Below are 25,460 nucleotides of genomic sequence, written 5' to 3'. Positions count from 1 at the left end.
CCTCTCGGCACAGGGTCGGGCTCGGCAGGCCCTCGACCGAGCGACACGGTCTCCGGCTCCCCTGACGCGAAAGTATATGCGGCGCACGCGCGCCGGATAACAAAATATGCTTTCCCATCTTATAGCATTATTCTATATAGTATGACCTATGAGGCGACTGACACTTCAGCGTATCCAGGTCTTTTGCGCGATCTACAAACACGGGTCGATCAACGTCGCCGCGCGGCAGCTCGGGATCTCCCAGCCGACCGCGAGCCGTCATCTCCAAGATTTCGAGGCGGCCCTGAAGGTCGTGCTTTTTGAGCGCCGGCAGGGCAAGCTTCACCCGACTCATGAGGCCCATTCGCTCTATGAGGAAAGCCGCATTCTCAATCATGGCATTTCGCGTCTCGAGCGGCATGTGGAGTCTATGGCGCTGGGCATGGGTAAGCAGTTGTCGATCGCCACGGTCAGCCTCTATGGCCGCGAGCATCTTGCCTACGCTTCCGAGCGTGTTCTGGCCCGATTTCCGGACCTCAACCTAAAGATCACGATCGGGCTTGCCGAGCAGCAGGTGGCGCTGATCCATGAGGGGCGGGTCGATCTCGGTTTTGTCTCCGGCACGGTCGATACACAGAACCTTCATTCGACCAATGTGGGCCGTGGCCGGCTTGTGGCACTGGTGCCGGAAGGATCGTCACACGTCGAAGACAACCTTTTGGAACTCGCGAAGCTCGATCCTGGCACCTCGATGATCAACATGTCGCCGCGCGGCGCCATCGGACACATCGTGAACGAGGCACTGGCGCGCCACGGCATCGCATCGGACGAGCGAATCGTCAGCCACTCGCTCGACGTGCTGCCGTTTCTGGCCAAGCAGTTCAACCGCCTGACCATTGTCGACATTTTCACGGCGCGATCGGTCGTGCTCTCAGGCATGCGGATCGTCCCGATCCGCCCCGCGCTGACATTTGAAGTGAACATGTTGTCGAGCGCCCCGGTCCGCAACGGAACTGTGGCTTGGCATTTCTTCAGGGCCATGAAGCAGGCGCTTCAGAACGAAGAAGTCTGACTCCAGAGCGATCCGGATTTGCTTTAAAGCGGCCGGAAATTGCGGAAGTCCCAGTGGCGCCCGGGCGCTGCATCGATGAGCGCGCGTGTATAAGCGTCACGTGGATGAACCAGCACCGCTTCGGCCGAGCCATGCTCGACGATCCGCCCCTTGTTCATGACGATCACGCGGTCGCATATTTCGGCAGCAACGCGAAGATCATGCGTGATGAACAAAAGCCCGACGTCTGTCTTCTCCCGGATTGATTCCAGAAGCTTCAGTATCCGGGCCTGGACGGACACGTCGAGGGCGGACACGGCTTCGTCGGCAACCAGCACCTCGGGTTCCATTATCAGCGCCCGTGCAATGCTGATGCGCTGGCGCTGTCCTCCCGAGAACTGGTGTGGAAAGCGGTCGAGAGCGGAAACGGGAAGACCCACGAGCTCCATCAGGCTTTTGGCTCGCTCCATGGCGAAGGCGCGCGGAACACCGAAATTGGTCGGACCTTCGATGATGGATTCGCCGACCCGGACGCGGGGATTGAGCGACCGGTACGGGTCCTGAAACACCATCTGGATGCGACGGAACCGTTCGCGAAACGCGTTTCCCCGAGCGTTCACCAGTTCCTCGCCGGCGAGGACGATCCGGCCGGCGCTCGGCGTCTCCAGGCCGATGACGCATCGCGCGAGGGTCGATTTTCCCGAGCCCGACTGTCCCACGATGCCCAGGATTTCACGACGGTGCAGCGTCAAATCGCAGTCTACGGCCGCTTCGACCACCGTCGATGGGCGTAATATACGGCGACGGACAAAGATCTTGGAAAGTCCCTTTATCGAAAGAACGACATCTCCTGTAACGGCCTCGCGCGACTGCGGCACGAGGCTGGGAACCGACGAAACCAGCATCCGGGTATAATCATTACGAGGCGAGCGCAGGATTTCGTCGCGCGATCCGGTCTCCACCACTTCGCCCTGGTTCATGACCACAACTTTGTCCGCGACATCAACCACGACACCGAAATCATGGGTGATGAAGAGAACAGCCGTGTTGAACTTTTGCTGCAATTCGCGGATTAGCGCGAGGATCTGCTTTTGGGTGCTGACGTCCAGCGCCGTCGTCGGCTCGTCCGCGATCAGCAGCTTCGGATTGAGGATCAGCGCCATGCAGATGACGACACGTTGCCGCTGACCGCCCGAGAGCTGATGCGGGTAGGAATCGAAAATCCGCTGCGGATCGGGCAGGTGGACCGCTTCGAGCATCTCCAGAACGCGCCGCCGCCGGGTGCGGGCATCGTCGCTGCAATGGATCTCCAGCACTTCCTCGATCTGCGCCCCGATACGTTCGACCGGGTTCAGCGCAGTCATCGGTTCCTGGAAGATCAGGGACATGCGAGTCGCACGCAACTCGCGCAGGCGGCGCGGCGTTACTGTCAGGACGTTCTCGTCCTCAAGCAGGATTTCGCCGGCGGTGCAGCGCAGGCTCTCCGGGTCCAGAAGTCCCATGACCGAGTAGGCCGTCAGCGACTTGCCGGAACCGGATTCGCCAACCACACACGTGATCTCGCCCGCTTTGACCTCGATGTCGACGTCGCGAAGCAATTGCTTGCCGCCGCGCCCGGCCAGCGCGACGCACAGACCCTTGATCTGCAGGACGGTTTTGTCCGACATGGCCTTCTGGGCATCCGTCATGCCCGCTTCTCCATTTTCGGATCGAGCCGGTCACGCAAGACGTCGCCGATGATGTTGACGCTAAGCAGCGTCATCGCAAGCGCGAAGCCGGGAAAGAAGATGAGGCCCGGCTTGAGCTGAAAATACATGCGCCCGTCAGCCATCATGTTCCCCCAGGATGGGATCTCGCTGGGGAGTCCCGCACCGAGGAAGCTCAAGGTCGACTCCGTCAGGACGGCCGACGCGAAGACAAACGTCGCCTGAACAGTCAGCGGGGCGACTGTGCTCGGTATGAGATGCCTCCACAGGATGCGCCGGATGGGACTGCCGAGGGTGATCGCGGCCTCTACAAAATCTTCCGATCTCACGCTGAGAATGACACCCCGTACAAGACGGACGACGCGAGGGACCTCGGGAACGGTAATGGCCACGAGAACGGTGGCCAGCGAGGCACCCGTCAACGCGATCAGTGCGATCGCCAGAAGAATACCCGGAATGGCCATGAGGCCATCCATCACGCGCATAATGACCATATCGAAGGCGCGGAAATATCCCGCGAATACTCCGACGACCAGCCCGAGCGCGACACTGAAGACTGTCACTCCTGCGCCGACCGTCAGCGACAGGCGCGATCCGTAGACGATGCGCGAAAAGGTATCTCGACCGAGCGCGTCCGTTCCCAGGAAATGGGCGGAAGTAGGCCCGAGCAGGCGTTCTGCCGGTGCTATCGCGGTGGGGTTGGCGGTGGCGATCAAGGGAGCGAAGACCGCCATCGCCACAACACACATCATCACCACGGCGGCCAGCCATGCCGGGATGCTCGAGAGCGCGGCGCGCAGAATAGCGTTTGCGCCAGCTGGCGCGGCTTCCTCACGGCGTATCGGTCCTGACTCTTGCAATGACGACATTCGCGGCTCAGTACCTGATCCGGGGATCGAAGACGGTGTAGAGGATATCGACGATCAGATTGACAAGGATGTAGATGAACGAAAACAAGAGAATCAGCGCCTGGATGACCGGGTAGTCTCGTGCAAGGACCGCCTCGACCACCAGCCGCCCAAGGCCTGGCAGATTGAACACAGATTCCGTGACCACAACGCCAGTGATAAGGGACGCGACACCCGCCCCAACGACCGTGACGATGGGAATGGCGGCGTTGCGCAAGGCGTGGCGGATCAGGATGGCGGTTTCCGTGGCGCCCTTCGCACGGGCGGTGCGAATGTAGTCTTCGCCCTTGACCTCGATGATGCTGCTGCGCGTCATGCGTGCGACGAGCGCGATATAGGCGCCACTCAGCGCGAGAGACGGCATGATCAACCGCTGTGCATGAGCCCAAAAGCCGCTCGACAGCGGCTCGTAGCCCTGAACCGGCAACCATCGAAAGCTGATGGCGAAGGCATACATCAGCACATACCCTATCACGAAGACGGGCAGCGACAGTCCGAGTGTCGAAAGGCCCATCAGAGCCCTGTCAACCAGATGGCCCGGCTTGCGGGATGCGAGGACCCCAAGAGGGATCGCCACCATCATAGTGAACAGGAACGAGCTCGTGCTGAGCGCGATCGTAGGCCCGATGCGGTCGCCGATGAGATCCAGAACTGGGGCGCCCGAAATGAGTGAAACGCCCAGATCGCCGGTCGCCAATCGCTGCAGCCACGTCCCCAGTTGAACCAGGATCGACTGATCCAGACCCATGCTGACGCGAATGGCTTCGAGTTGCGCCTCCGTCGCATCTTCGCCCGCCATGATGGTGGCGGGATCGTTCGGCGTAAGTCGTAGTGCGGCGAAGACGATTATTGCCACAAGGACCATGACCGGCAGTGCGGCAAGGATGCGTCTGAGCACGTAGAACAACAACATGCGCCTTGGACTTCCTGGGGTCGTCGCGGGCTCCGTCTAAGAGACAAGCGACATGCTACTAGGATTCTGGAAACGGGACCGGAAGGAAGCCGGCCCCGTTGACGTGCTCAGTGTTAGTCGGCGGCTTTGCGGACGTTCCAGAATACGGTCACTGGCGCCTCCAGAAAACCGGTCCACTTGTTGCTGAAGGCCGCAGGAACCTGGAACTGGCCGAGCGGTCCAGCCGCCACTTCCTCCATGGCCTTATTCTGAATCTCGACCGTGATCGCCTTGCGTGCTTCGGCGTTCGGAGCCTTGGCGTACTGCATGCGCAGGTCGAGGATCTCCGGAACATTGGGACGGGTCACAGCCTTGCCGTCAGTTGCCAGCATCGAATTGCCGAACGGGTCCTTGGCAATCGCTATGCTCGCGCCGGTGATGAAGATGCTCCAGCCACCCTCGTCAGGGCCTTTGTCATTGGTCAGGTTGCTGACCGCTGACTGCCAGTCCATGGTCTTCAGTTGCACGTTGAAGCCGACGCTTCGCAAAGCCTCGCCAATGACGACCGGCTGGGTGGAGAAAAGTGCGATGTCGGTGGGATGAAGAATGACCACGGGCTCGTTGTTGTAGCCGGCCTCCGCCATCAGAGCTTTGGCCTTTTCCTTGTCGGCTTCGACGATCCATTCCTTGCCGGTCTCGTCTCCGTTCACCGTCCCGCACCCCATGATCGCGGCGCAGGGCTTAGAGTATTCGGGGTTGCCGACCATGGCATCCAGAATGTCCTTCTGTGCAACGGCGGCGAGCGCGGCCTGTCTGAGCAACTTGTTGTTGAATGGTGGCTGCCGGGGGTTCATCGTGAAATATGTCCATGAGCCGAGATGGTCCAGCACCTTCACGGTTACGTCTGGATTGTCCTTCAGAAGCGGTATCAGGTCGTAGGGGAGTTGCTGGATATAATCCACCTCGCCATTTGCCAGCGCGTTCACCGCCGTCATCTGGTCGGGCATCGTCACCCATTCCACGCGCTCGACACCCACAACCTTGCCGCCAGCGGTCCAGTCAGCGGGCTCGTCACGTGGGATGTAGTCGGGATTCTTTTCGTAGACGGCCTTAATGCCGGGCTGGAACTCTTCATTGACGAAGCGATATGGCCCAGAGCCAGTGTAATCGGTGATTGCCTCGGAAGCAGGGGTTTCCGCGACCTTCTTCGGCATGATGAAGAGCGGCCGGGCGCCGAGCTTCGAGAGACCTTCAAGAATGAGTTCGGTGGGCTGCGTCAGTTTGATCTCGAAGCTTTTTTCGTTCAGCGGCTTCATTTCATCGACCAGCGTCATTAGCGGGCCACCGGTTCCGTCGACTTCAGCCCAGCGGCGGATCGAGGCGATGCAGTCTTCCGATGTCACCGGCGAGCCATCATTCCATTTGAGGCCGTCCCGCAGCGTGAAGGTGTATACGAGACCATCTTCCGACGTCGTCCAGTCCGCCATCTGCGGGCGCACCTGAAACTTCGAATCGAGGCCCAGAAGCGTGTCGTAGATCATGTAGCCATGGTCGCGGCTGATGTAGGCCGTCGTCATGATCGGGTCCATGAGGCGCAGGCCCGTTTGCATGACGACGCGCAGCGTGTCCGGCTGCGCATGGCTCGCGGCGGGATTGATTATCAGTGTACCGAGCGCCAGCAGGCAGGCGCGGCTGATCGAACGGATCGACGGTGGTTTCATGCGACATCTCCATAGAAAGAACCGGGGATACGCTTGAGAGCGGGCGTGTCGTAGACGCAGGGCAGAATCGGCATTGAATGCATAACTGCATCAATGATGCCTTGGCGACTTTCGCCCACACTTTCGCCCTCACCAGATGACATATGTTCCCCATTTTTGTCGTGTATCTTGCATCGGGTGCAGTGCCGGATGATAGGGAAACACCCGGGGGCAAGAAAGAAACTTTCTTTTCGCGTTCTATAGCATATTGCTATCGGCTTGAGGAGGCTTGAGCAAGCGGCTTGAACCTGGAAAATATGCGGCGCGCTACGTTGTCCCGGCAACAGGTTGGAAATTTTCGGCCCACGGCACCGCCATCGCCGGTCTGATAGGTGCACGACCGGTGTCTGCTCAAGGTTTGCCGGTAGAGAGTCCGAACAAAGTGTCGATCAATCTGCCCTTTGCCGGCGTAGACCCCTTCTGCCGGATCGTTCCGATTTCGACGAATTTCGACCCCGATCCGGAACAGCTCATCTTTGCCTCTATGCCGAACTCATCAATGCCGATGTTATCGTGGTTCCAAGGGACATACCCGACCCGAGGCCGGACGCTGGCCGCTTGGCGCCGAAGAAGTGTCTTTTTTGACTTTGGAATTTTTAGTCCCGGAAGCACTTGCCACACGAGCCTTCGGTTATTTAGCCTTCTGAGAGGCTTGTTCTTTCTTAGGCGTTTCCTGTGCAGCGGCGATTGGGCTGTCTGCCCGCTTGGTTTCAGCGTCTTTCAATTCAGCCATTATCTTTCTCCTTGATCAAGTTCCTAAACCTTGGCTTGCGTGGCAAGCATTAAAGAAGAATGTCTGACAGTCATCGACCGGCCGGAGTCTTAAGAAGTGGTTTGAAAGCAGATGGTCCTGGTTTGCCGTTCATAACGGCCCGCCCCGGGGTACACCCGGGGCGGTTTTGCGTTCGTCACCGGCCCTCCCATAGAGACTATTCTAGACCCTCATAGCCTTGCGCTTGCGAAAGTTCCTAGAGTGGGATTGGTCCATTCGTCTTGACGTTTTCCATAGAAACGCAGGTTCGAAAGCTTTTGACGTTGCCACCCTCGAAGAAGAGCTCACGCGTCATTTCATTGTATTCGGCCATGTCCTTGACGTTCACGATCAGAATGAAGTCCATTTCCCCGGTTACATAATAGCACTGCTGCACCTGCCTGCAGCGAAGGAACCGATCCTTCATGGCGTCCAATAGATCCAGGCGCTCATTCTCTGTCGTCACGTGAACGATAATCGTCAGTGGGCGGGCCACGGCCGTTTCGTTCACGATTGCGATGTCCCTTCTAATGACACCGCTTTCACGAAGCTGTTGAAGCCGCCGGGCAACCGCCGGAGCCGAAAGTCCGATCCGGTCCGCAATTGCCCGCTGCGGCATCATGTTATCGACCTGAACCAGCTGGAGAATCTTTAGATCGAAATCGTCGACCGTTACCACCGGTTGCTTCTTCACCAGACCCTCCTAATCTCAGACAATTTGCAAGAAACTTGCACATTCATATCCAAATGAGAGCACAAATAAACTCTGTCTTGGAATATTCTCTTAGAAAATCAGGCAAGAGAGTTCCATGCAGTTGCATTTCTATAAAGCCGCCGATCGTCAGTTAAATGAGGCGGACAGACGCATCGTCGGTGTTGATGCCCCTGATATCGTGCGCCCGTTTCTCGCGCTGTGGGGGCAGAACGAGACCCCTCCCTTGATCTCACTTCCCGAGCTGGCAAAGCAGACAGGGACCGGACACGTCCTGATCAAGGACGAAGGGCAGCGATTGAATCAAGGTAGCTTCAAGGCGTTGGGTGGAGCCTACGCCGTGATGGCGATCTTTAAATCCATGCTGGAAGAACACCTGGGAAGCGAAGTCGCAATACCCCAACTTGTCTCCCCCACGGCCAGAGAATATGCAAGATCCATAACGTTCTGCTGCGCGACAGACGGCAATCACGGGAAGTCGGTCGCTGCCGGCGCGCGACTGCTCGGTTGCAAGGCGGTTATCTTCGTCCATGAAGGGGTAACTCCCGCAAGGGCCAATGCCATTGGCGCTGACGAGGTCATCCGGGTTGATGGAAACTATGACCACTCCGTCGCGGAAGCAGAAAGAATAAGTGCAGAGCGCAAATGGATTCTCGTGTCTGACACATCCTGGCAGGGCTACGAGTCAATCCCAAGTCTGGTAGCACAAGGATATACAGTCCTCGCGGACGAAGCGCTTGAGCAATTTGCGCTCCAGGGACTTCAACCGCCCACTCATGTCTTCCTTCAGGCGGGTGTCGGCGGCTTTGCCAGCAGTATCTCGGGGTATCTTTCCGAAGTCCTGGGGCGCGACAATATTACCGCGATCATCGTCGAGCCGGACCGCGCTGCGTGCCTTTTCGAGACGGCCACCGCAAGCGAACTGCGCTCCTTTACGCCAACCCAACCAACCATCATGGCGATGCTGGAGTGCTATACGCCGTCGCTTGTCGCATGGCGGATACTGCAAAGGACAGCAGATGCTTTCATGACTGTTTCCGAAGAGGACGCAAAGCATGCGATGCGTTCGCTCGCGTTCCGTGGCCAGGATCAAGAGGGAATTGTGGCAGGTGAAAGCGGGGCGGCCGGGTTGGCAGGACTTCAGGTGGTAGCCGCAGATGCCGAGGCCCGCGCGATCTTGAAGCTGGATGAGCACAGCCGCGTGCTTCTCATCAACACGGAGACTGCCACCGACCCGGCTTCCTACGAGGAGATTGTCGGAGTATCGCCCCAGTCAGTATCCGGCGCTCCTGCCCGCGCAGGTACTCCGACCGCCCTGGTTCGATAGACGGATCAATCTGCCTACGCCCTCGGCGTAGAACGCACAATTTTGGAAGGACATGCTATGCAAAACCAACTGATTGTTCCGAGGAGAGGCTTCTCGTCCGCGGAATTCGAGGCACGCGTAGCCCGTGCTCAAAAGATCATGAGCACTCACGGATTTGATGCACTCCTTGTCTCCGCACCACCGAACGTAAGATACTTTACGGGATTTGACTCTCAGTTCTGGGAAAGCCCGACAAGGCCGTGGTTCATCGTCGTTCCTTCGGCTGGAGAGCCTATCGCCGTCATCCCGGAGATCGGCGCACCAGAAATGGCCCTGACATGGATGAAGGACATACGGACCTGGCCAGCTCCGGTGCCGGAAGACGACGGTCTTTCTCTCCTCAAGGCAACTCTGGAAGGCCTACCGAAACGCTTCGGGAGGATCGGTGCGGAAATGGGCCGGGAAATGGCGCTGCGCATGCCTGTCTCGGAATTCCTCAGGCTTCGCGAAACTGTCGGGTCCAGTATCGAGGACGGTTCGCCATGCCTTTGGGAGATCCGCATGGTGAAGACCGTCGCTGAAATCGAACACATCAACTACATCTGCCAGATAGCGAGCGACGCCTACGAAGCATTACCGTCGCAGATATCCATCGGCGAAAGCGAACGCGAGGTTGCCCGCAAATTGCGCATCGACATTGCTCGCCGGGGGGCGGATTCGACTCCGTTCCTACCTGTGATTTCCGGTCCCGGAGGGGTCGAGCAGATCGTTTGCGGGCCTCACGACCGTGTTCTGGAGAAAGGCGACATCCTCTTCATCGATACCGGATCGACATTCGACGGCTACTTTTGCGATTTCGACCGCAACTACGCCGTCGGTACCGTCTCCGATGATGCGCACAGGGTGCATGAAGCACTGTGGCTTGCGACGGAAGCAGGGATCAAGGCTGCAGTTCCCGGTGCCACCACCGATGACATGTTCCGCGCGATGTCGAAGTTCATCGAGGACGCCGGCGCGATCGGAAACAATGTCGGCCGCCTCGGTCACGGGCTTGGGCTTCAATTGACCGAGCCGCCATCACATCGGCTCGGCGATGGCACCGTAATCCTCGAAAACATGGTCCTGACCATCGAACCCGGAATGGAATACGCGCCCGGCAAGATGATCGTCCACGAGGAAAACATCGCAATCACCCGCGATGGTCCACGCCTGCTGACGAAAAGAGCGCCGCGGGAACTGCCAGTAATTCGCTGAGGACGAATGGGAGGAGAACCGTCCATCTGAGACAGATGGTCTGTCTCACAATCAAGGGGAATAAAAAAATGAAACTCAACATCAAAATCGCAGCTGTCGCCAAATCGAGTATGGCGATGGCAATTCTTGCGATCACGCTGGGCTCTGTGGGAGCTGCCCGTTCAGAAGATGTCGGCACGATCACCGCTGGCAAGCTTCTTGTTGGATCAGATCAGGTCTACCCGCCCTATGACTATTTGGAGAATGGCGTCACCAAGGGGCTGGATGCCGACGTCCTGGCCGCGATCGCGCCCAGGCTCGGGCTTGAAGTCGAGTTTGTCGACACTCGCTTCGCCAGCCTCATCGGAGGGCTTCAAGCCAACAAGTACGACGTCATCGCATCCGCTCTCTATGTCACGGCTGCTCGCGCCAAGGTGGTGGACTACATTCCCTATGCCAAGACCGGCGGTTCCCTGATGGTGCGCAGCGACGACGATTTCGCGCCGAAGAAGCCGGAGGATCTATGCGGCAAGCGAGTGGCAAACCTCAAAGGCGCGGCCTGGGTTCCGGAACTTCAGAAAACGTCCGACACCAGCTGCGCATCCAATCCCATTGACGTCAAGGAATTCGCCACGTCCGCCGAGGCGGCACAGGCGCTCCTGTCTCGCGGTGCGGACGTCGTTTTCGATGATGCGGGCGTTTCGAAGGCTGCCGTCCTTGCAACGGGAGATCGGCTGAAAATCACATCCACCGAGATTCTGTTCCCTGTCGTGATGGGAATTGCCGTCAAGAAGGGCAATACCGAGCTGCTGGATCGGCTCAAGAACGAGTTGCAGACGCTGGTCGCATCGAAGGAATACGATGCAATCCTCGCGAAATATAATCTGGCGCTGCCCTCTGAAGAAGAAATCGCCAGGTCACTCTCCGAGTAAAACTAGCAAGCCCGCGCAATCGTAGCCCCTTTGGGGCTACGCCTTGTTGGCAGCACCGGAAACGAAACAATGGAATTTGACTGGTCCTATACGATCGGGCTTCTCTGGAGCCGCGACTTCTGGAACGCAACCCTGCTTGTTGTCGAACTCAGCCTGGCGAGCTGGATCATCAGCGTGATACTTGGATTCTTCGTCGCCCTCGCACATCGGTCCAGTTTTCTCGCAGTAAGAAAGATCGCGTCTGTCTACGTCTGGTTCTTCCGGAGCCTACCGCTACTGGTGCTGCTGATCTTCGTCTACAATCTCCCGCAAGCGTTCCCGTCGACAGGGGCTTTCCTCTCGATTCCCTTCATCTCCGGTCTGATCGCACTCGTTCTAAGCGAGACAGCCTATATTGCCGAGATTCACAGAGGCGCGCTGGTTTCCGTCAGCAAGGGACAATATGAGGCGGGAAATGTGCTTGGCCTCTCGCGCTCCGGCATCCAACGGCTCGTGGTCATTCCGCAAGCGCTACGAATTGCTCTCCCGTCGCTCGCAAACGAGTTCATCTCGATCGTCAAGCTGACCTCGCTCGTCTCCGTCATATCGCTGGCTGAAATACTTCTTGTGGGCCAGCGCTACTACACACAGAACTTCAAGGTTATCGAAACCATGGTAGCGGTCGCGTTCTACTACGTGCTGATCGTGACAGTTTTTGACACTTTGCTCAAGGCGCTGGAACGGCACCTCGATTTCTCCAATCGCCTCACCGCGCTTTCGAAGGCTGGGATTGAAGATACGGATTCGCCGGCCGCGCCGTCGGTCATGGAACGGGACGACAGCCAACCGGTAATCCGACTTGACCGCGGCGGGAAATCCTTTGGCGACAATTCCGTATTCAGCAACTTGAATCTGGCCGTTCGTCAGGGGGAAGTTGTCTCGATTATCGGACCGTCAGGGTCTGGAAAGACCACCCTTATCCGGTCACTGAACGGGCTGGAGACGCTTGATCAGGGCGTCGTCTATCTGAAGGAGAAGCCCTTCATAGCCGGTCGTGAAGAGGGGCTCAGCATGAGCCTGCCGAAAGCCAAAACCGAGATGCTGGAACTCGGGATGGTGTTTCAGAGCTTCAATCTCTTCCCTCACAAGACGGTACTCGGGAACGTTACGCTAGGACCCCATTACCACAATCGTGGAAGTGTCGGCGAGATCCGGGCCAGTGCCAGGGCGATCTTGAGCCAGGTCGGAATGCTCGCGCACGAAAACAAGTATCCGCATCAGCTTTCCGGCGGGCAACAACAGCGTGTCGCCATTGCAAGGGCTTTGGCGATGAACCCCTCGGTCTTGCTGTTTGACGAACCGACGTCAGCGCTGGATCCGGAAACCGTTGGCGAAGTGCTTCGCATCATGGCCGATTTGGGAAAATCCGGCCGGACTATGATCATCGTGACGCATGAGATGAAATTCGCGCTCGAAGTCTCGGATCGGGTGATTTTCATGGAAGGCGGGAAAGTTGTCTTCGAGGGCTCACCGGATGCGCTGCGTGACGAGTTTTGCGGGATGCCCGTCTCGCCGATTTCGTCCGCCTTTGAAAATGAAGGAACCAGATGACCGCCTTGATTGTCGATGGCGAACGGCTTGTTCGCCGACTGAAGGAACTGGGGAGCCTCGGCGTCGACAAGGACGGCCGATTGACAAGGCTTGCTGCCACCGACGCCGACAAGCTTGGCCGTGATCTGTTTGTGCGCTGGGCGAAGGAAGCCGGTCTGGTGGTTTTCATAGACCGCATCGGCAACATTTTCGCGGTTTACGAAACATCGGAAAATGCTGGGGCGGCACCCGTCATGATGGGCTCGCACATCGATACGGTCATCGATGCAGGGATTTTTGACGGATGCTATGGCGTTCTGGCGGGGCTTGGCGTTATTGAAGCGGTCAAGTCCGCGGGAATTCATCTCCCGAGACCGCTCGTCGCCGCCGCTTTCGCCAACGAGGAAGGCGTGAGGTTCACCCCTGATATGATGGGTTCCCTGGTATATGTGGGTGGAATGGACGTGGAAGAAGCGCTGCAGGCAGTTTCAATCGACGGCAAGCTGCTTGGCCGAGAGCTGGAACGCATTGGATATGCGGGAAAGCTCAATCCTGGATTTCTAACTCCCGAAGCCTATGTCGAGCTTCACATCGAACAAGGACCCATTCTGGAATCCCTGGGAATGCAGATAGGCGTTGTCGAGAATCTGCAGGGGATTTCATGGCAGCGCATCACGATCGATGGCGTCGCCAACCATGCCGGAACAACCCCAATGGATTTGCGGCGCGATGCCGGATATGCGGCGGCGAAAGTCATGAACTTCGTACATGACCTTGCCCTGAACCACAGAACGGAAATGGTCGGGACGGTTGGGTCCATCCATTTCGAGCCCAACGCGATCAACGTAATACCTTCACGCGCCACCCTTACGGTGGACCTGCGCAGCCCAAGGGAAGAACGGCTCCTGGTGGCAGAGACGGCGCTTGCCGATGAGATCATATCGATCTCGAATGCCCTCGGCGTAACTGTGAGAAGTGAGACGCTCGCGCGAACACAGCCGGTAGAATTCTGCGACGAGATCGTCGACAGGATCGAGCGGGCCGCAGAGCTGCGAGGTTTTAAATGCGTGAGGATGACGTCGGGAGCCGGACACGACGCTCAGATGATGGCCCGCCTATGCCCGACCGCAATGATCTTCGTGCCAAGCGCACGAGGCATCAGCCATAATCCCGACGAATATACTCCGGACGGCGACTTGATCAACGGAGCGCAGGTCTTGCTGGAAGTTGTAACAGACCTGGCGAGCGAGCACTGACCGCGTTCCTTTAACGCAACTGTCGACTGGCCACGCTTTCGTAGAGCATTTTTGCCTCTTCGACGAAAGAAGTTCCTAGATCATCTGCGTCGGCGAGCAGGACCAGTAAACCGTAACCATCCGGCCAGGGCCGCAGGTTGCGAGAGCAAAGCCGCGCAGCGCCCGTTCGGCGGCATTGTTGGTGAGACAAATCCGGCCATCTTCCTGGCTGGCATCGGCTCCCAGCTCCTCGAGCTGCAACTCCATCTGCTCGAGAAGACGCGCCTTGCGCTCCGATCTGCTGCCTTGGATGTCGCGGTTGAGCTTCTCGATCTCAAGGCGCAACCGGGCGATAAGCGCATACGAATGCGCGTTCACCGCCTGTGCGCGAGCCGCAATGGCCTCCGCTTCACGGCGTGCCGCGCGCTCGGCGAGGATCATCGTATGCGCGCTGGCAAGGTCGTCCGGGAGCTGATCGGCCACGCAGTTCATAGCCAGACGGAATCATATTCGGCCCTACGTTACCAGCCATTTCGGCTATCCAGCGGAACTCGGACGCCAGGTTTTTTGCGGCACTCACCAGTCGATCCCTTCGAGCGGATAACCGAGGCGATGCCGAAATGACCCCGACGGTTGATCGGCTAGGGTTCCTTGCAATCCGCATCTAGGATAATAAGCCGCAAGGCCATTGCTAAAAGAGACCCTTCGCATATCTTGTATATTATAGTAATTTGGTACCGTTTACCTTTCAACGATTTAAGCATACTGTACGACTATGAAGCTGCTCTCCGAACCGTTACTTCACTTCACGGTCAGTGGTGCTATTCTGTTTTCAGCCTATGCTTGGCTGAGCGGGAACAAGCCGCCCTCCGATGGCGTCGAGCCAGTACGCATTGGTGCTGGTGAGATTCAATGGCTTAAGCAAACCTATTCAAGCCAGTGGTTGAGGCCGCCCGACACCAACGAGCTTCAGGGGCTGGTCACAAATCTCGTAACCGAGGAACTTTTTGCGCGCGAAGCACAAGCAATCGGCCTCGGCGAGAACGATACGATTATTCGGCGACGCCTGGCGCAGAAGCTTAAATTCCTCGTTGAGGATACGTCACGGTTGGCCGAGCCAACAGACGCTGAGTTGCGCCGATATTTCGAAGCGAATGCGCCTCATTTCGAGGAAGGCCCTCAGCTGTCTTTCTCCCAGATCTATTTCAATCCGGAAAGCCGCAAGGACCCGGTCAAGGATGCCCGCCTCGTCCTCGCCGGCTTAAGCGCTGATGTCAACGTCGAGGAAGCAAAACTCGGAGACCGGCTTCTGCTTGAAACAGAGTTGGCGCATGCCGACCGGCAGGCCGTCGCCAACGCGTTCGGGACCGAGTTCGCCGATGCGTTGCTGGCGGTCGAGCCCGGCAAATGGACCGGGCCGTTGAAGTCCGGCTATGGAATGCATCTCGTGTTCGTCAGCGAAAGGCAAACCGCCCGAATGCCGCCGTTCGAAGCGGTTCGTGACAAAGTGGTCACGGAGTGGCGACGCGAGAGCGAACAGAAGGCGAGTCAGGATTATCTCGCACAGCTGCGCCAGAAATACGGTGTGAAGGTCGATGACAGCGCGAAGGCGCAGCTCGAACCGCAGCCGGCAACGAACGTGTCAATGCGATGACCCGGCACCAGTTTCTCGTCTGTCTTCTGGTATCCTTCTGCGCAGCCATCGCATCCCCCATAGATGCGGCCGCGCACGAAGTCAGGCCCGCCTATCTCGATGTCCGAGAAGAGACCCTCGGCGTGTTCAGCGTGTTGCTCAAGACACCGATGCAGGGCAACGCACGGCTGGCCTTGTCTGCCACGTTCTCCGGCAAGGTCGAAAGGCTCGCCCCGGTCGTCTCACGCCCAACGGGCAACGCAATGCTGCAGTCCTGGCAAATGCGAGCTGTCGAGCCGCTCGAGGGTCAAACGGTTTCGATCCACGGCCTGCAGAACACGATGACGGACGCACTCGTGCGCATCGAATTTCTCGATGGCTATGTCTGGCTGGAGAAGCTAACGCCGGGCTCGCCCTATGCAACGATCCCGGCCGTGCAGAGCAACTGGACCGTAGCGAAGACCTATATCGTCAGCGGTATCGAGCACATCCTTTTCGGCTTCGACCATTTGCTGTTCGTTGCCTCGCTGATGCTGATCGTGCGGGATTGGCGCATGCTGGTGAAAACAGTCACGGCGTTCACTGTGGCGCATTCGATAACACTCACTTTCGCCACGCTCGGCTGGGCAACGCTGCCCTCTGCACCGGTCGAGGTGATGATCGCGTTCAGCATCGTCCTTGTTGGAGCGGAGATCGTCAGAATGGAGCGCGGCGAGATCAGCCTGACCATCACCTGGCCCTGGGTCGTGGCTTTCGTATTTGGACTTCTACATGGTTTCGGCTTCGCCGGAGCACTAGTCGATCTGGGCCTGCCGCGCGGCGACATTCCCCTTGCCCTGTTCTCCTTCAATGTCGGCGTCGAAGTCGGACAGCTGATGTTTATTGCGGCCATTCTGGCGATCGTCGCCTCGGCAACTCGCTTCTTCACGATCCCGCGGCAGGCAATCGTCGCATCTGCATATGGGATCGGCACGATAGCAGCATTTTGGGGCGTCGAGCGGCTCGATGCGATGCTGCGAGTTCATGGATGATGAGGCGCTCGATCCGATAAATCAAGAAGCATGCGCGGAACCATTGATACGGCCGCGAAACGGGAGGGACAATGATGACCGACACTGGGTACACCCTGAAGAATGCTCTCTTGCGCAGTATCGCGACTCTCGGATTGTGGACAGCACCCTCCATGCCATCGCTGGCTCAGGAAGCCGTGCACACCGATGTCGGCGACATCGATGCGAAGACCGGCACTGACATTTTCCCGACGAAGCGTCCCTATTCGCCCTGGGCGGGACGCAACTTTCCGATGCGGCCCTTGTTCGGCGACACGCATCTCCACACAGCGCTTTCCTTTGACGCCGGCGCCGCAGGAGCGAGGATCGGACCTCGCGAAGCTTATCGCTTCGCCAAGGGCGAGGAGATCACAGCCTCAAGCGGCCAGCCAGTAAAGCTGTCGCGTCCACTCGATTTCCTAGTTGTCGCGGATCATTCCGACAATCTTGGATTTTTCGCCGACTTCCTCGCGGGAAAACCGGAAATCCTGCAGAACCCGCAGGGACGGAAATGGTATGATATGGTCCAGTCAGGAAAAGGCGCCGAGGCTGCGTGGGACATTGTCGTCGCCTTTTCGCAGGGGAAATTTCCGCCGGACATTACCTACCAGCCGGGCAACCCGGCCTATCGATCGGTATGGCAAAGCATTATAGATGCCGCCGAGGAGGCCAATGATCCTGGGCGGTTCACCGCTTTCATTGGCTACGAGTGGACCTCTCTCGACAAGGGAAACAACCTACATCGTAACGTGATCTTTCGCGACGGTGGCGAAAAGGCGGCTCTCATTGAGCCGTACACTACACAGCCGCCGCTCGGCAGCAACAACCCGCGTGACCTGTGGAAGTGGTTGCGCAACTATGAAGAGAAAACAGGCGGCAGTGTGCTGGCCATCGCCCATAATGGCAACCTCAGCAATGGGACCATGTTTCCACTGGTCGAGCCATCCACCGGAAAGGAAATAGACCGGGATTACGCTGAGCAGCGAAAGCGCTGGGAAATCCTTTACGAGACCACCCAGATGAAGGGAGACGGGGAAAGCCACCCGACGCTGTCGCCGAACGACGAATTCGCCAATTTCGAGAAATGGGACAAGGGTAACCTCGATCTCAGCGAGGCCAAGAAACCGGAGATGTTGGAGTTTGAATATACGCGCTCCGCATTGAAAAACGGCTTGAAACTCGAAGCGAAGCTTGGCGTCAATCCATACAAATTTGGGCTTGTCGGCTCAACAGACTCACACACTGGCCTTTCTACAGCTGATGACGACAATTTCTGGGGCAAGATTTCTTCAGGAGAGCCAAATCCGGGCCGAACAAGCCACCCATTTATGACTAATCCGAAGCTTGGACTGAAGATCCTGGGCTGGGAGACCACGGCGTCGGGCTATGCCGCTGTGTGGGCCCAGGAAAACACGCGTGCCTCGATCTTCGACGCCATGAAACGCCGGGAAACCTATGCCACCACCGGGCCACGTATTCTGGTGCGCTTCTTCGGCGGCTTCGATTTCACAGCCGATGACGCCAATTCGAGGAGCCCAGCTCTCGCTGGCTACAGCAAAGGCGTGCCGATGGGCGGCGACCTGACAGATGCACCCGCTGGTAAGGCGCCAAGCTTCCTCGTTGCCGCTCTCAAAGATCCGATCGGCGCTAACCTCGATCGCTACCAGATCGTCAAGGGCTGGCTCGACTCTGCCGATGAAGTACACGAGAAGGTCTACGACGTAGCTTGGTCGGGTGATCGCAAGCCGGGCACTGATGGCAAGGTGCCGCTGGTGGGCGATACGGTGGATGTGCAAAACGCCACATGGACCAACACGATAGGCGCTCCGGAACTAATCGCGGTTTGGAGCGATCCCGAGTTCGATCCGAAGCAGCGCGCTTTCTACTACGGCCGCGTCATCGAAATCCCGACGCCACGCTGGACCGCTTATGATGCCAAGTACTTTGGCCTGACCATGCCGCCGGAGGTGCGGATGACCACCACGGAGCGCGCTTACACATCGCCGATTTGGTACACACCAAAGTGAGGATGGGAACATGCAAAAATCAAACTGCACTGTCTCAAGTCGATCCGTTATGCGGTGGCAAACCCGCCCAGTGCTCGCCGCCGCCGTCGGGCTCGTGCTTTCCTATGGCCCAGCCTGGAGCCAAAGTGCCATAGATAAGGACGCCGACGACATCCTCGTCGCGATGTCCAACCATCTGAAGGGCCTGAAGGCATTCAGCGTCGACTACGATACCGATCATGAGATCGTCGACACGGCCGGACAAAAGATACAGTATAGCGCTTCCGGCTCCATCGCGGCCTCGCGCGGCGAAGGGTTCCGCATGACCCGCAAAGGTCCCTATGCCGACGTTGAGGTCACCTTCGACGGCAAAGTTATCTCGCTCTACGGCAAGGGCATGAACGTCTACGCCCAGCTTGAAAGCCCGGGGCCATCCTTTGATGAGGCGATCGAAGAGTTCAGGATTTCGACTGGGTTGGACGCTGCCGGCGCAGACCTGCTTTCGGCCGATCCATACGCAGTTATGACCGAAGGTGCGATAGAGGGAAAGCTGATCGGTGAAGCCTCTATCGGTGGGGTTCAGTGCGATCATCTGGCCTTCCGCACCGATGCTGTCGATTGGCAGATCTGGGTGCAGAAGGGAGAGCAGAAGCTGCCATTGAAATATGTGATCACCACCAAATGGGTGACCGGCGCGCCCCAGTACGCGCTGAGGCTGAGCAACTGGAACGTGACATCCGAAAACGATCCTAAGCTATTTGCCTTTGTGCCGCCGACCGACGCGAAGAAACTCGAGCAGGTATATTCGGACGAGGTCGGCGAACTGACACTGGAGAGTGGCGAATGAACACGCAGCGCAAGCTTTTCAAATATCTCTCTATCGCGGCTGTGATCACAGCCATCCTGATGACCGACGCCTGGCTTGGTGGCCAGTTCGTTCCAACCGGCTCGATCGTCTCCAGCGCCGAGGCGCGTGTAGGCAGGCCGGGGACACCGAGAAGCGTGGCTGGTGTCGCGCGCCGAACGACGCGGCGCACGGTACGGCGATCGGCGATCTATATCGCAACACTGCCACCGGCCTGTGCACGGGTAAGTGTAAACGGGATGTCGCTGTGGCGCTGCGGGGGTGCGTATTATCAGTCGTCCGGTGGCCGCTACGTCGTCGTTTATGTCGATTAATCCTGTCTAGTTGATCCGCTGTCGCGCGCCAAAGTCAAATTCGCGCCAAAAGGAAAACCAGTGAGCACCATCAGCGGCCGCTTAGCGTGCACAAGGTCATTTTCTTTCGCTGGAAGTGTCCAACGCTTATTTCTGACCTCAATCCTGTCTGTTGCCTTGTTGGGGTGTGCAGGGCGTCCAAAGGACGTACTCCTGCCGGTGGCTGACACCTCACCAACATCCAGCAAGGTCGAAATGCTTGTAGCTACAACCCGCAGCCGTTCGTCCAAGCCGGGGGAGATGTTTACGGGCGAGCGCGGTCCGGCCCCCGCATTCGCTGACATCACCGTCTCGATACCTCCAAGCAACGTCCGCAAGGTAGGGGAAGTGGCCTGGCCAAAGAAATTACCTCCCAATCCAGCGACCGATTTCGCGGTCCTCAAGGGCGAGGAACTCACCTTGGAGGGAGCGAAAGTTTGGCTTAGCGCCTCTGCCAGGAAAAGCCCGGATCATAGCGTTCTTGTGTTCATCCACGGCTTCAATAATCGGTTTGAGGACTCGGTTTTCCGGTTTGCTCAAATTGCCAATGATGCAGGAACCGACAGCGTTCCCATTTTGGTCACGTGGCCTTCACGTGGAAGTACCTTTGCCTACGGATATGACCGCGAAAGCACCAATTACACGCGAAACGCACTGGAAACGCTCTTTCAATATCTGGCGCGTGACCCCGGCGTAAAGGAAGTATCTGTTCTCGCCCATTCTATGGGAAACTGGTTGGCGCTGGAATCGCTACGCCAGATGGCCATCCGCAACGGTGGTCTTCCACCGAAATTCAAGAACATCATGCTCGCTGCTCCCGATGTCGATGTGGATGTATTCCGTTCTCAAATCGCCGACATGGGCAAACAGCATCCCAAATTCACACTCTTCGTTTCACAGGATGATCGCGCGCTGGCTGTTTCGCGTCGGGTCTGGGGTGATGTCGCCCGGCTCGGATCGATCGACCCGGAACAGACGCCCTACAAGGAGGAACTCGCGGCGAACAAGATAACGGTAATCGACCTGACAAAGGTCAAATCCGGGGACAAACTCAACCATGGCAAATTTGCGGAGTCACCTGAGATCGTCCAACTCATTGGTTCGCGTATCTCGGACGGTCAAGCTCTTACCGACAGTCGGGTAGGTTTTGGTGATCGGATTGTAGCTGCTACAGCTGGCGCGGCGGCAGTGGCTGGCACTGCTGCTGGCCTCGCCATTGCCGCTCCTGTTGCCATGGTCGATCAGAATACTCGGGATAATTATGCAAACGAGGTTGGTGCACTGGGCGTCACGACGCCGCGCGGGCGAACAGGGCAGCGCAGCCCAATCAACAACGATTGCGGTGCCGCGAACGTCGGGACCAGGAGCGTATGTGATCGGTAGCTGATCGAGGTAGACAAGGTTGGCTGTCATCGAGTTGGAACGTTGGGGAGGGATATATGAAGTCTGGATTTGTGAACATACTAGCCTGCGCCGGAATTCTCGTGGTCGCCGACAGCGCCGCCGCTGCTGACGTTTACTCGCCGGTGGCGCCAGAAACCCACCAGCTTGTGATCGAGCCGGGCTGGACGTTTTCGGTCGCTCCCTATTTCTGGGCCGCGGGACTATCGGGCGAGGTAGGTCAGTTCGGCCTGCCGCCAGTCGACGTCGATGCCAGTTTCGGCGATATCGTCGACCATCTCGACTTTGGTGCTATGGCGATCGGCGAGGCGAGATATGGCCGCTACAGCATCTTTGGCGACATCATGTATTCGAAGATTTCGGGCGTTGCGGGGACGCCCAGAGGCATTCTGGCGTCAAACGTGGCAGTATCATCAGAGACGTTTGCGGGTTTGGTAGGAGCAGGCTACTCCTTGTTTGAAAGCAACTCCGGTCGCCTCGATGTCGTTGCCGGTGTCAGAGTGTGGTCGGTCGAAAACGACATCTCCTTCAGCGGTGGCATTCTTGATGGGCTCTCGCAAAGCGACGGCGCGACTTGGGTGGATGGGATGGCTGGCTTTCGCGGAAACTATTCAATCACGCCCAATATCTATTTGACGGCATGGGGGCTTGTCGGCGCCGGTGAAGCCGATATCGACTGGGACGTTGCTGGGGCCATCGGCTACCGGTTCAACGATCAAATTTCGGCGGTGGCGGGTTACCGGGCACTGGGTGTCGACTACAATAACGACGACGGATTTATCTTCGATGTGGTCCAACAGGGCCCAATCCTTGGGCTGGTGGTGCGATTTTAGGTGCAAGAACCCCCTACATCTCGACCTCTCAGTTTGGAGGCATCGCCACGAGGAAGCCACTGGCCAGCAGATATTCATAAAGATGTCGAAGAGGCGGTGCGGGGCGCAACTGCTCTGCAGTTATCCATTGCCGATTACCGTCGACCTCCCATCCATGTCCCGACTCGGTCGTGAGCAGGTGAAGCAACTCGTCGCGAGGGCATGGACAGGCCAGTAAACGTACGTTCGAGCCGAAAAGTCGCGCGATACCCTCAAGCAGGCGGCCCTCCAGTTGCTGATATTTCACATCATCAAAAATCCGCATCAACGCAGGCAGCGGCATCGCGAAACGCAACGGCGCCTGCGTATATCGACGCACGAATGCAGTGATGCGATACAACTGGCGATGCCGTGTGATCATCGCCGCCCCCTCGCCCGTTGCAGGCAGCGACGCATCAGTATCGACGACCATTAGGCGCACATCGATGACATCCTTCACCTCAGGATTCCCAGCTACCTCGTAGCGGAGCGTTTCCAAGCACGCCTTAATTGCTTCTGGTGAAAGGTTGTCTAGCGGGTCGGTCGTGAATGGTACGATCACCACCGACTTTTTATACAGAAACTCGTTGGCTGTGGCGGCCGCACCGTCACCATCCAACGTCACTGCCTCAGCCCGACCGTCGCGTGCCAAGGCTGTGTGCAATTCGCCCATATCGCAACTCTCGAACGCGCTGCCTCGCGCTACAATCCGATCAATTTCGAGGCGATCATTTGTAAGGTTGGCGAACATCCTCGCAGGCAAATCGCCGGTGGCTGCCCGCTCATTCAGCAGCGCGTGCAGCAGGTTCACACCCAGAACGCCCATCGCTTCCTGCTGAAGGAGGTTGGAATTGTCGAGAAGGTTTACATGCAGCAGAACGTCGCTCGCCTCAGCCCGCGGTTGATCCTGAAAGCGGACGCCGACCCAGCCGTGGCAATCGTTGGTGCCGGCAAAGTTGCGGGCGGCAATGGTATTGGCGAACGCGAACAAGCGCGTGTTTTTGCCGCGCGCATCACCGACCTGTTGCACAAGCGATTTCCATTCACAATCAAGCATGGTCTCAAGCCGCGGCCTGGAGACGTAGCGCGTCCCGGAGCCATAAAGGTCATCGCTCACTTCCTTGTCGTAGGCTGAGATGGTCTTGGCAACCGTGCCCGATGCGGCGCCGACGCGCAGAAACCATCGCGCAACTTCCTGACCCGCGCCGATCTCGGCGAACGAGCCGAAACTCGTCGCATCGAGATTGACCTCCAGCGCCTTCTGATGCGTGTCAGCAACGGCGTTATCGGATCGACCAGTCACAACGGTAGGGGCAGCATCATTCATGGCGGGCTCTGTGCTGTAGACTGTGGTTGCATTTGAATACTAGCGCCAAGTGCAAATTGATCCGCCGTGCGAGTTGCTTGTTCTGAACGAGCAGCAAGCCAGCATGCGCGAGGCAGTCGCGGTAGCACGATACATATGGCGGTCGGTAGCAGCGGCTTGCCGGAAGCATGACAGTCGACTTTGTCAAGAAGCGCTTGCCCCACCTGCGGGCCGCTTTGAGGCAGCCAGTCAACAAGCCGGCAATCACCAATAAAGTATGATCACTCTGCGACGATTGCCGCCATAGTGAACTGGTTCAAAACTCCCGGCATTTACCTGCATCGCCCATCCTGGGCGAGCACGAACGCCCATTGACGTAATACTCACCGTAGTAACTATCGTCGTAGTATCTGCCTGGATAGTATCTTCTTCCGTAGTACCTGTCTTCGTACCCGTCATAGCCGCCGTAGTAGTTACCGCTGTTGGCGATTGCGCTGCCGACTATAGCCCCTGCAATGAATGCACCCCCTGGAAACCAGAGTCCATAATGCTCGCGATAGCCGTGACGATGGTGGCGATAGCCACGATAGCCATTGTGCCAGCCATAGCTGTCCCCCCTCCGGAAGTTCTGGCGCCATCTGGGGCCGTCCCGGATCTGGACGACATCGGATTGGGCTGTCTGTGCCTTTGGGAGGAATAGTGGCGTGGCTGTAGCCGGGAGACTGATCGGGAGTGTAAAAATCGCGGCCAAAGCGGTCGCACATATGCCTGGAAGGGGTTGCATGGTCGAGGTCCTCGCTGTTGGCATTTCGATGCTCGAACGGCGTCTATCCCCTCATTCCCTGATTAGACTGCAAACAGTTGCAAAGTACAATGTGTAAAAAACCGCGAGATTGGCGAGTTCCTGCAAGTTTTTCGGATTTCTTTGACGCTGGTCAAGATCACAACGGAGCGCGGGCAAAGTGAGGCGATTGAACCTGACCTACGGTGCTGCCTCAGCTTTTGAATCAAATGCGCTTCGTCCGATACACCGGAGGCGTCCAAATCGTTAACGGCAGGCAATGACCGCAGCATATTGCATTCCTATTGAATGCTGGCATTCTCGTCGGGCTGTCAGTAGGGGCTCGTATCACAAACCTCCTCGGTTACTTTCGCCGAGCCTCGCTTTCGGGGAAGTGGGTCGATACCTGAATTTTGAGATACCAATCTCGCCTGCATTTTGCACAAGCTTGCAACTTCCCGTGTAAGGAGTTTGGCTGGTGGCATCGGATGAAGCGATAGCACTCTTCGAACGTCTTATTTCAGATGAACTTCGACAACGGGAAGGGCTGCTGTCGATGGCTTCATCGGGCAACACGAAGGGCACGGAAATGGCGATCAAGCAGAGTGATCGACAGATTGCTACTTACCAGATGCTCATCGAGATGGCGAAAGACCTCGCACGCGCTAACAGCGGTGACGGCGACGCGCCGGACACAGTGTGAACCCATCATTTTAAAGCAGAGCCTGCTCCAGTTATGTCCTCTGAAGCGGAGTCGGCTATCGGCAACACACGGAGACAACCGCTTTGCGTTCCCTTGTAAGACTCCTCTCTCACCGCGCTGATTTCAATGTCCTGAGAGGACGAGTGTCTGCACGGGCAGAAGCAGCGCCTGCAGTCTCAGTATGATGGCGTGCACCACTCCGACCGTGTCGATGACATGGAGAAACACCCATTTTGAGGTGCTCAGATCCTTTGCCGCGAGAAGGTCGTGATTGTTGGTATAGGCATTGACGATGCAGCTGCTTCCGGGCGGGACGCCGTCGAGCCCGCCCTCGAAAAGCGGCTCCATGAAGACGGTGATCGTGCCGGGCTTTACCACCTGTTGAGGGTCGATCAACTGGTCCGATGCCCGGACCTGGCCGGCTGCGATAAGATCCTGCATCTCGGTTATGACCATAGGAATGATGGTCATCGGCTTTGAGATGCAGGTGGCTTCGGTA

The 25,460-nt window shown here is 57.7% G+C and carries 22 protein-coding genes and 1 pseudogene; 15 read left to right on the top strand and 8 right to left on the bottom strand.

The features are described from left to right. Positions 1 to 148 precede the first annotated feature (148 nt). Complete coding sequence (locus tag G6N74_RS25735) at positions 149 to 1,051, top strand: LysR family transcriptional regulator (RefSeq protein WP_165120857.1); 903 nt, start codon at positions 149 to 151, stop codon at positions 1,049 to 1,051. 23 nt (positions 1,052 to 1,074) lie between these two features. Here G6N74_RS25735 and G6N74_RS25730 read toward each other — a convergent pair whose 3' ends face one another. The 4 genes from G6N74_RS25730 to G6N74_RS25715 form a co-directional block, all read right to left on the bottom strand. After that, positions 1,075 to 2,718, bottom strand: a complete 1,644-nt coding sequence (locus G6N74_RS25730; protein WP_165120856.1) for a dipeptide ABC transporter ATP-binding protein — start codon at positions 2,716 to 2,718, stop codon at positions 1,075 to 1,077. Beyond that, positions 2,715 to 3,605 carry an ABC transporter permease gene (locus tag G6N74_RS25725; protein ID WP_165120855.1) on the bottom strand — a complete coding sequence of 297 codons (891 nt, stop codon included), beginning with the start codon at positions 3,603 to 3,605 and terminating at the stop codon, positions 2,715 to 2,717. The genes G6N74_RS25730 and G6N74_RS25725 overlap by 4 nt, the downstream gene beginning before the upstream one ends. 7 nt (positions 3,606 to 3,612) lie before the next feature. After that, a complete protein-coding gene (locus G6N74_RS25720; RefSeq protein ID WP_165120926.1) occupies positions 3,613 to 4,554 on the bottom strand; it encodes an ABC transporter permease in 942 nt (313 codons plus the stop codon). Between the two features lie 116 nt (positions 4,555 to 4,670). Beyond that, positions 4,671 to 6,257: an ABC transporter substrate-binding protein gene (locus G6N74_RS25715; protein WP_165120854.1), complete on the bottom strand. Its 1,587-nt coding sequence runs from the start codon at positions 6,255 to 6,257 to the stop codon at positions 4,671 to 4,673. Positions 6,258 to 6,525: 268 nt separating this feature from the next. Between G6N74_RS25715 and G6N74_RS25710 the strand changes: the two genes are divergently transcribed. Then, positions 6,526 to 7,044 carry a hypothetical protein gene (locus G6N74_RS25710; protein ID WP_165120853.1) on the top strand — a complete coding sequence of 173 codons (519 nt, stop codon included), beginning with the start codon at positions 6,526 to 6,528 and terminating at the stop codon, positions 7,042 to 7,044. A gap of 220 nt (positions 7,045 to 7,264) precedes the next feature. On the opposite strand, the gene G6N74_RS25705 is transcribed toward G6N74_RS25710, so the two are convergent. Continuing rightward, the gene (locus G6N74_RS25705; protein ID WP_312857919.1) at positions 7,265 to 7,741 is read right to left on the bottom strand and encodes an Lrp/AsnC family transcriptional regulator; all 477 of its coding nucleotides are present in this window, start codon (positions 7,739 to 7,741) and stop codon (positions 7,265 to 7,267) included. A 115-nt stretch (positions 7,742 to 7,856) separates the two neighbouring features. On the opposite strand from G6N74_RS25705, the gene G6N74_RS25700 reads away from it, so the two are divergent. From G6N74_RS25700 to G6N74_RS25680, 5 genes are all read left to right on the top strand, one after another. After that, positions 7,857 to 9,086, top strand: a complete 1,230-nt coding sequence (locus G6N74_RS25700; protein ID WP_165120852.1) for a diaminopropionate ammonia-lyase — start codon at positions 7,857 to 7,859, stop codon at positions 9,084 to 9,086. A gap of 57 nt (positions 9,087 to 9,143) precedes the next feature. Then, a complete protein-coding gene (locus G6N74_RS25695) occupies positions 9,144 to 10,319 on the top strand; it encodes a M24 family metallopeptidase (RefSeq protein WP_165120851.1) in 1,176 nt (391 codons plus the stop codon). A 68-nt stretch (positions 10,320 to 10,387) separates the two neighbouring features. Further along, complete coding sequence (locus G6N74_RS25690) at positions 10,388 to 11,230, top strand: transporter substrate-binding domain-containing protein (RefSeq protein WP_246245945.1); 843 nt, start codon at positions 10,388 to 10,390, stop codon at positions 11,228 to 11,230. A 69-nt stretch (positions 11,231 to 11,299) separates the two neighbouring features. After that, positions 11,300 to 12,820 carry an amino acid ABC transporter permease/ATP-binding protein gene (locus G6N74_RS25685; protein WP_165120850.1) on the top strand — a complete coding sequence of 507 codons (1,521 nt, stop codon included), beginning with the start codon at positions 11,300 to 11,302 and terminating at the stop codon, positions 12,818 to 12,820. Further along, a complete protein-coding gene (locus G6N74_RS25680) occupies positions 12,817 to 14,055 on the top strand; it encodes a Zn-dependent hydrolase (protein WP_165120849.1) in 1,239 nt (412 codons plus the stop codon). Before G6N74_RS25685 ends, G6N74_RS25680 begins: the two co-directional genes overlap by 4 nt. Positions 14,056 to 14,130: 75 nt before the next feature. On the opposite strand, the gene G6N74_RS31275 is transcribed toward G6N74_RS25680, so the two are convergent. Further along, complete coding sequence (locus G6N74_RS31275) at positions 14,131 to 14,526, bottom strand: IS66 family transposase (RefSeq protein WP_376767753.1); 396 nt, start codon at positions 14,524 to 14,526, stop codon at positions 14,131 to 14,133. A gap of 283 nt (positions 14,527 to 14,809) precedes the next feature. On the opposite strand from G6N74_RS31275, the gene G6N74_RS25670 reads away from it, so the two are divergent. From G6N74_RS25670 to G6N74_RS25640, 7 genes are all read left to right on the top strand, one after another. Then, positions 14,810 to 15,688, top strand: coding sequence for a peptidylprolyl isomerase (locus G6N74_RS25670; protein WP_165120848.1), 879 nt, complete (start codon positions 14,810 to 14,812; stop codon positions 15,686 to 15,688). Further along, the gene (locus tag G6N74_RS25665) at positions 15,685 to 16,698 is read left to right on the top strand and encodes a HupE/UreJ family protein (RefSeq protein ID WP_165120847.1); all 1,014 of its coding nucleotides are present in this window, start codon (positions 15,685 to 15,687) and stop codon (positions 16,696 to 16,698) included. Before G6N74_RS25670 ends, G6N74_RS25665 begins: the two co-directional genes overlap by 4 nt. A 152-nt stretch (positions 16,699 to 16,850) precedes the next feature. After that, positions 16,851 to 18,743 (top strand): DUF3604 domain-containing protein, encoded by a 1,893-nt coding sequence (locus G6N74_RS25660; RefSeq protein WP_376767759.1) that lies wholly within the window; start codon positions 16,851 to 16,853, stop codon positions 18,741 to 18,743. A gap of 70 nt (positions 18,744 to 18,813) precedes the next feature. Further along, on the top strand, positions 18,814 to 19,569 hold the full coding sequence (locus tag G6N74_RS25655) for a DUF2092 domain-containing protein (protein ID WP_312857918.1): 756 nt from the start codon (positions 18,814 to 18,816) through the stop codon (positions 19,567 to 19,569). Between the two features lie 59 nt (positions 19,570 to 19,628). Then, positions 19,629 to 19,901: a hypothetical protein gene (locus G6N74_RS25650; protein WP_376767758.1), complete on the top strand. Its 273-nt coding sequence runs from the start codon at positions 19,629 to 19,631 to the stop codon at positions 19,899 to 19,901. Positions 19,902 to 20,033: 132 nt separating this feature from the next. After that, a complete protein-coding gene (locus tag G6N74_RS25645) occupies positions 20,034 to 21,302 on the top strand; it encodes an alpha/beta hydrolase (protein WP_246245953.1) in 1,269 nt (422 codons plus the stop codon). 56 nt (positions 21,303 to 21,358) lie between these two features. Further along, complete coding sequence (locus G6N74_RS25640) at positions 21,359 to 22,153, top strand: hypothetical protein (protein WP_165120843.1); 795 nt, start codon at positions 21,359 to 21,361, stop codon at positions 22,151 to 22,153. 28 nt (positions 22,154 to 22,181) lie between these two features. On the opposite strand, the gene G6N74_RS25635 is transcribed toward G6N74_RS25640, so the two are convergent. After that, positions 22,182 to 23,498 carry a hypothetical protein gene (locus G6N74_RS25635; protein WP_165120842.1) on the bottom strand — a complete coding sequence of 439 codons (1,317 nt, stop codon included), beginning with the start codon at positions 23,496 to 23,498 and terminating at the stop codon, positions 22,182 to 22,184. Positions 23,499 to 24,736: 1,238 nt separating this feature from the next. Here G6N74_RS25635 and G6N74_RS25630 point away from each other — a divergent pair. Next, positions 24,737 to 24,961, top strand: a complete 225-nt coding sequence (locus G6N74_RS25630; protein WP_165120841.1) for a hypothetical protein — start codon at positions 24,737 to 24,739, stop codon at positions 24,959 to 24,961. A gap of 123 nt (positions 24,962 to 25,084) precedes the next feature. Here the strand turns inward: G6N74_RS25630 and G6N74_RS25625 are convergent. Then, positions 25,085 to 25,460 (bottom strand): annotated as a pseudogene (locus tag G6N74_RS25625) (HlyD family secretion protein); the annotation flags it as partial.

Origin of the sequence: Mesorhizobium zhangyense (assembly GCF_011045115.1) — a bacterium.
Taxonomy (GTDB): Bacteria; Pseudomonadota; Alphaproteobacteria; order Rhizobiales; family Rhizobiaceae; genus Mesorhizobium_M; species Mesorhizobium_M zhangyense.
The sequence above is the reverse complement of the archived record's forward strand: the minus strand, read 5'-3'. Positions and strand labels throughout refer to the sequence as shown.

Bases quoted from the DNA above. Each gene is read 5' to 3' on its own strand.
- G6N74_RS25735 (WP_165120857.1), top strand. From the start codon at position 149: ATGAGGCGACTGACACTTCAGCGTATCCAGGTCTTTTGCGCGATCTAC.
- G6N74_RS25730 (WP_165120856.1), bottom strand. From the start codon at position 2,718: ATGACGGATGCCCAGAAGGCCATGTCGGACAAAACCGTCCTGCAGATC.
- G6N74_RS25725 (WP_165120855.1), bottom strand. From the start codon at position 3,605: ATGTCGTCATTGCAAGAGTCAGGACCGATACGCCGTGAGGAAGCCGCG.
- G6N74_RS25715 (WP_165120854.1), bottom strand. From the start codon at position 6,257: ATGAAACCACCGTCGATCCGTTCGATCAGCCGCGCCTGCCTGCTGGCG.
- G6N74_RS25700 (WP_165120852.1), top strand. From the start codon at position 7,857: ATGCAGTTGCATTTCTATAAAGCCGCCGATCGTCAGTTAAATGAGGCG.
- G6N74_RS25695 (WP_165120851.1), top strand. From the start codon at position 9,144: ATGCAAAACCAACTGATTGTTCCGAGGAGAGGCTTCTCGTCCGCGGAA.
- G6N74_RS25690 (WP_246245945.1), top strand. From the start codon at position 10,388: ATGAAACTCAACATCAAAATCGCAGCTGTCGCCAAATCGAGTATGGCG.
- G6N74_RS25685 (WP_165120850.1), top strand. From the start codon at position 11,300: ATGGAATTTGACTGGTCCTATACGATCGGGCTTCTCTGGAGCCGCGAC.
- G6N74_RS25680 (WP_165120849.1), top strand. From the start codon at position 12,817: ATGACCGCCTTGATTGTCGATGGCGAACGGCTTGTTCGCCGACTGAAG.
- G6N74_RS31275 (WP_376767753.1), bottom strand. From the start codon at position 14,526: ATGAACTGCGTGGCCGATCAGCTCCCGGACGACCTTGCCAGCGCGCAT.
- G6N74_RS25670 (WP_165120848.1), top strand. From the start codon at position 14,810: ATGAAGCTGCTCTCCGAACCGTTACTTCACTTCACGGTCAGTGGTGCT.
- G6N74_RS25665 (WP_165120847.1), top strand. From the start codon at position 15,685: ATGACCCGGCACCAGTTTCTCGTCTGTCTTCTGGTATCCTTCTGCGCA.
- G6N74_RS25660 (WP_376767759.1), top strand. From the start codon at position 16,851: ATGCCATCGCTGGCTCAGGAAGCCGTGCACACCGATGTCGGCGACATC.
- G6N74_RS25650 (WP_376767758.1), top strand. From the start codon at position 19,629: ATGACCGACGCCTGGCTTGGTGGCCAGTTCGTTCCAACCGGCTCGATC.
- G6N74_RS25640 (WP_165120843.1), top strand. From the start codon at position 21,359: ATGAAGTCTGGATTTGTGAACATACTAGCCTGCGCCGGAATTCTCGTG.
- G6N74_RS25635 (WP_165120842.1), bottom strand. From the start codon at position 23,498: ATGAATGATGCTGCCCCTACCGTTGTGACTGGTCGATCCGATAACGCC.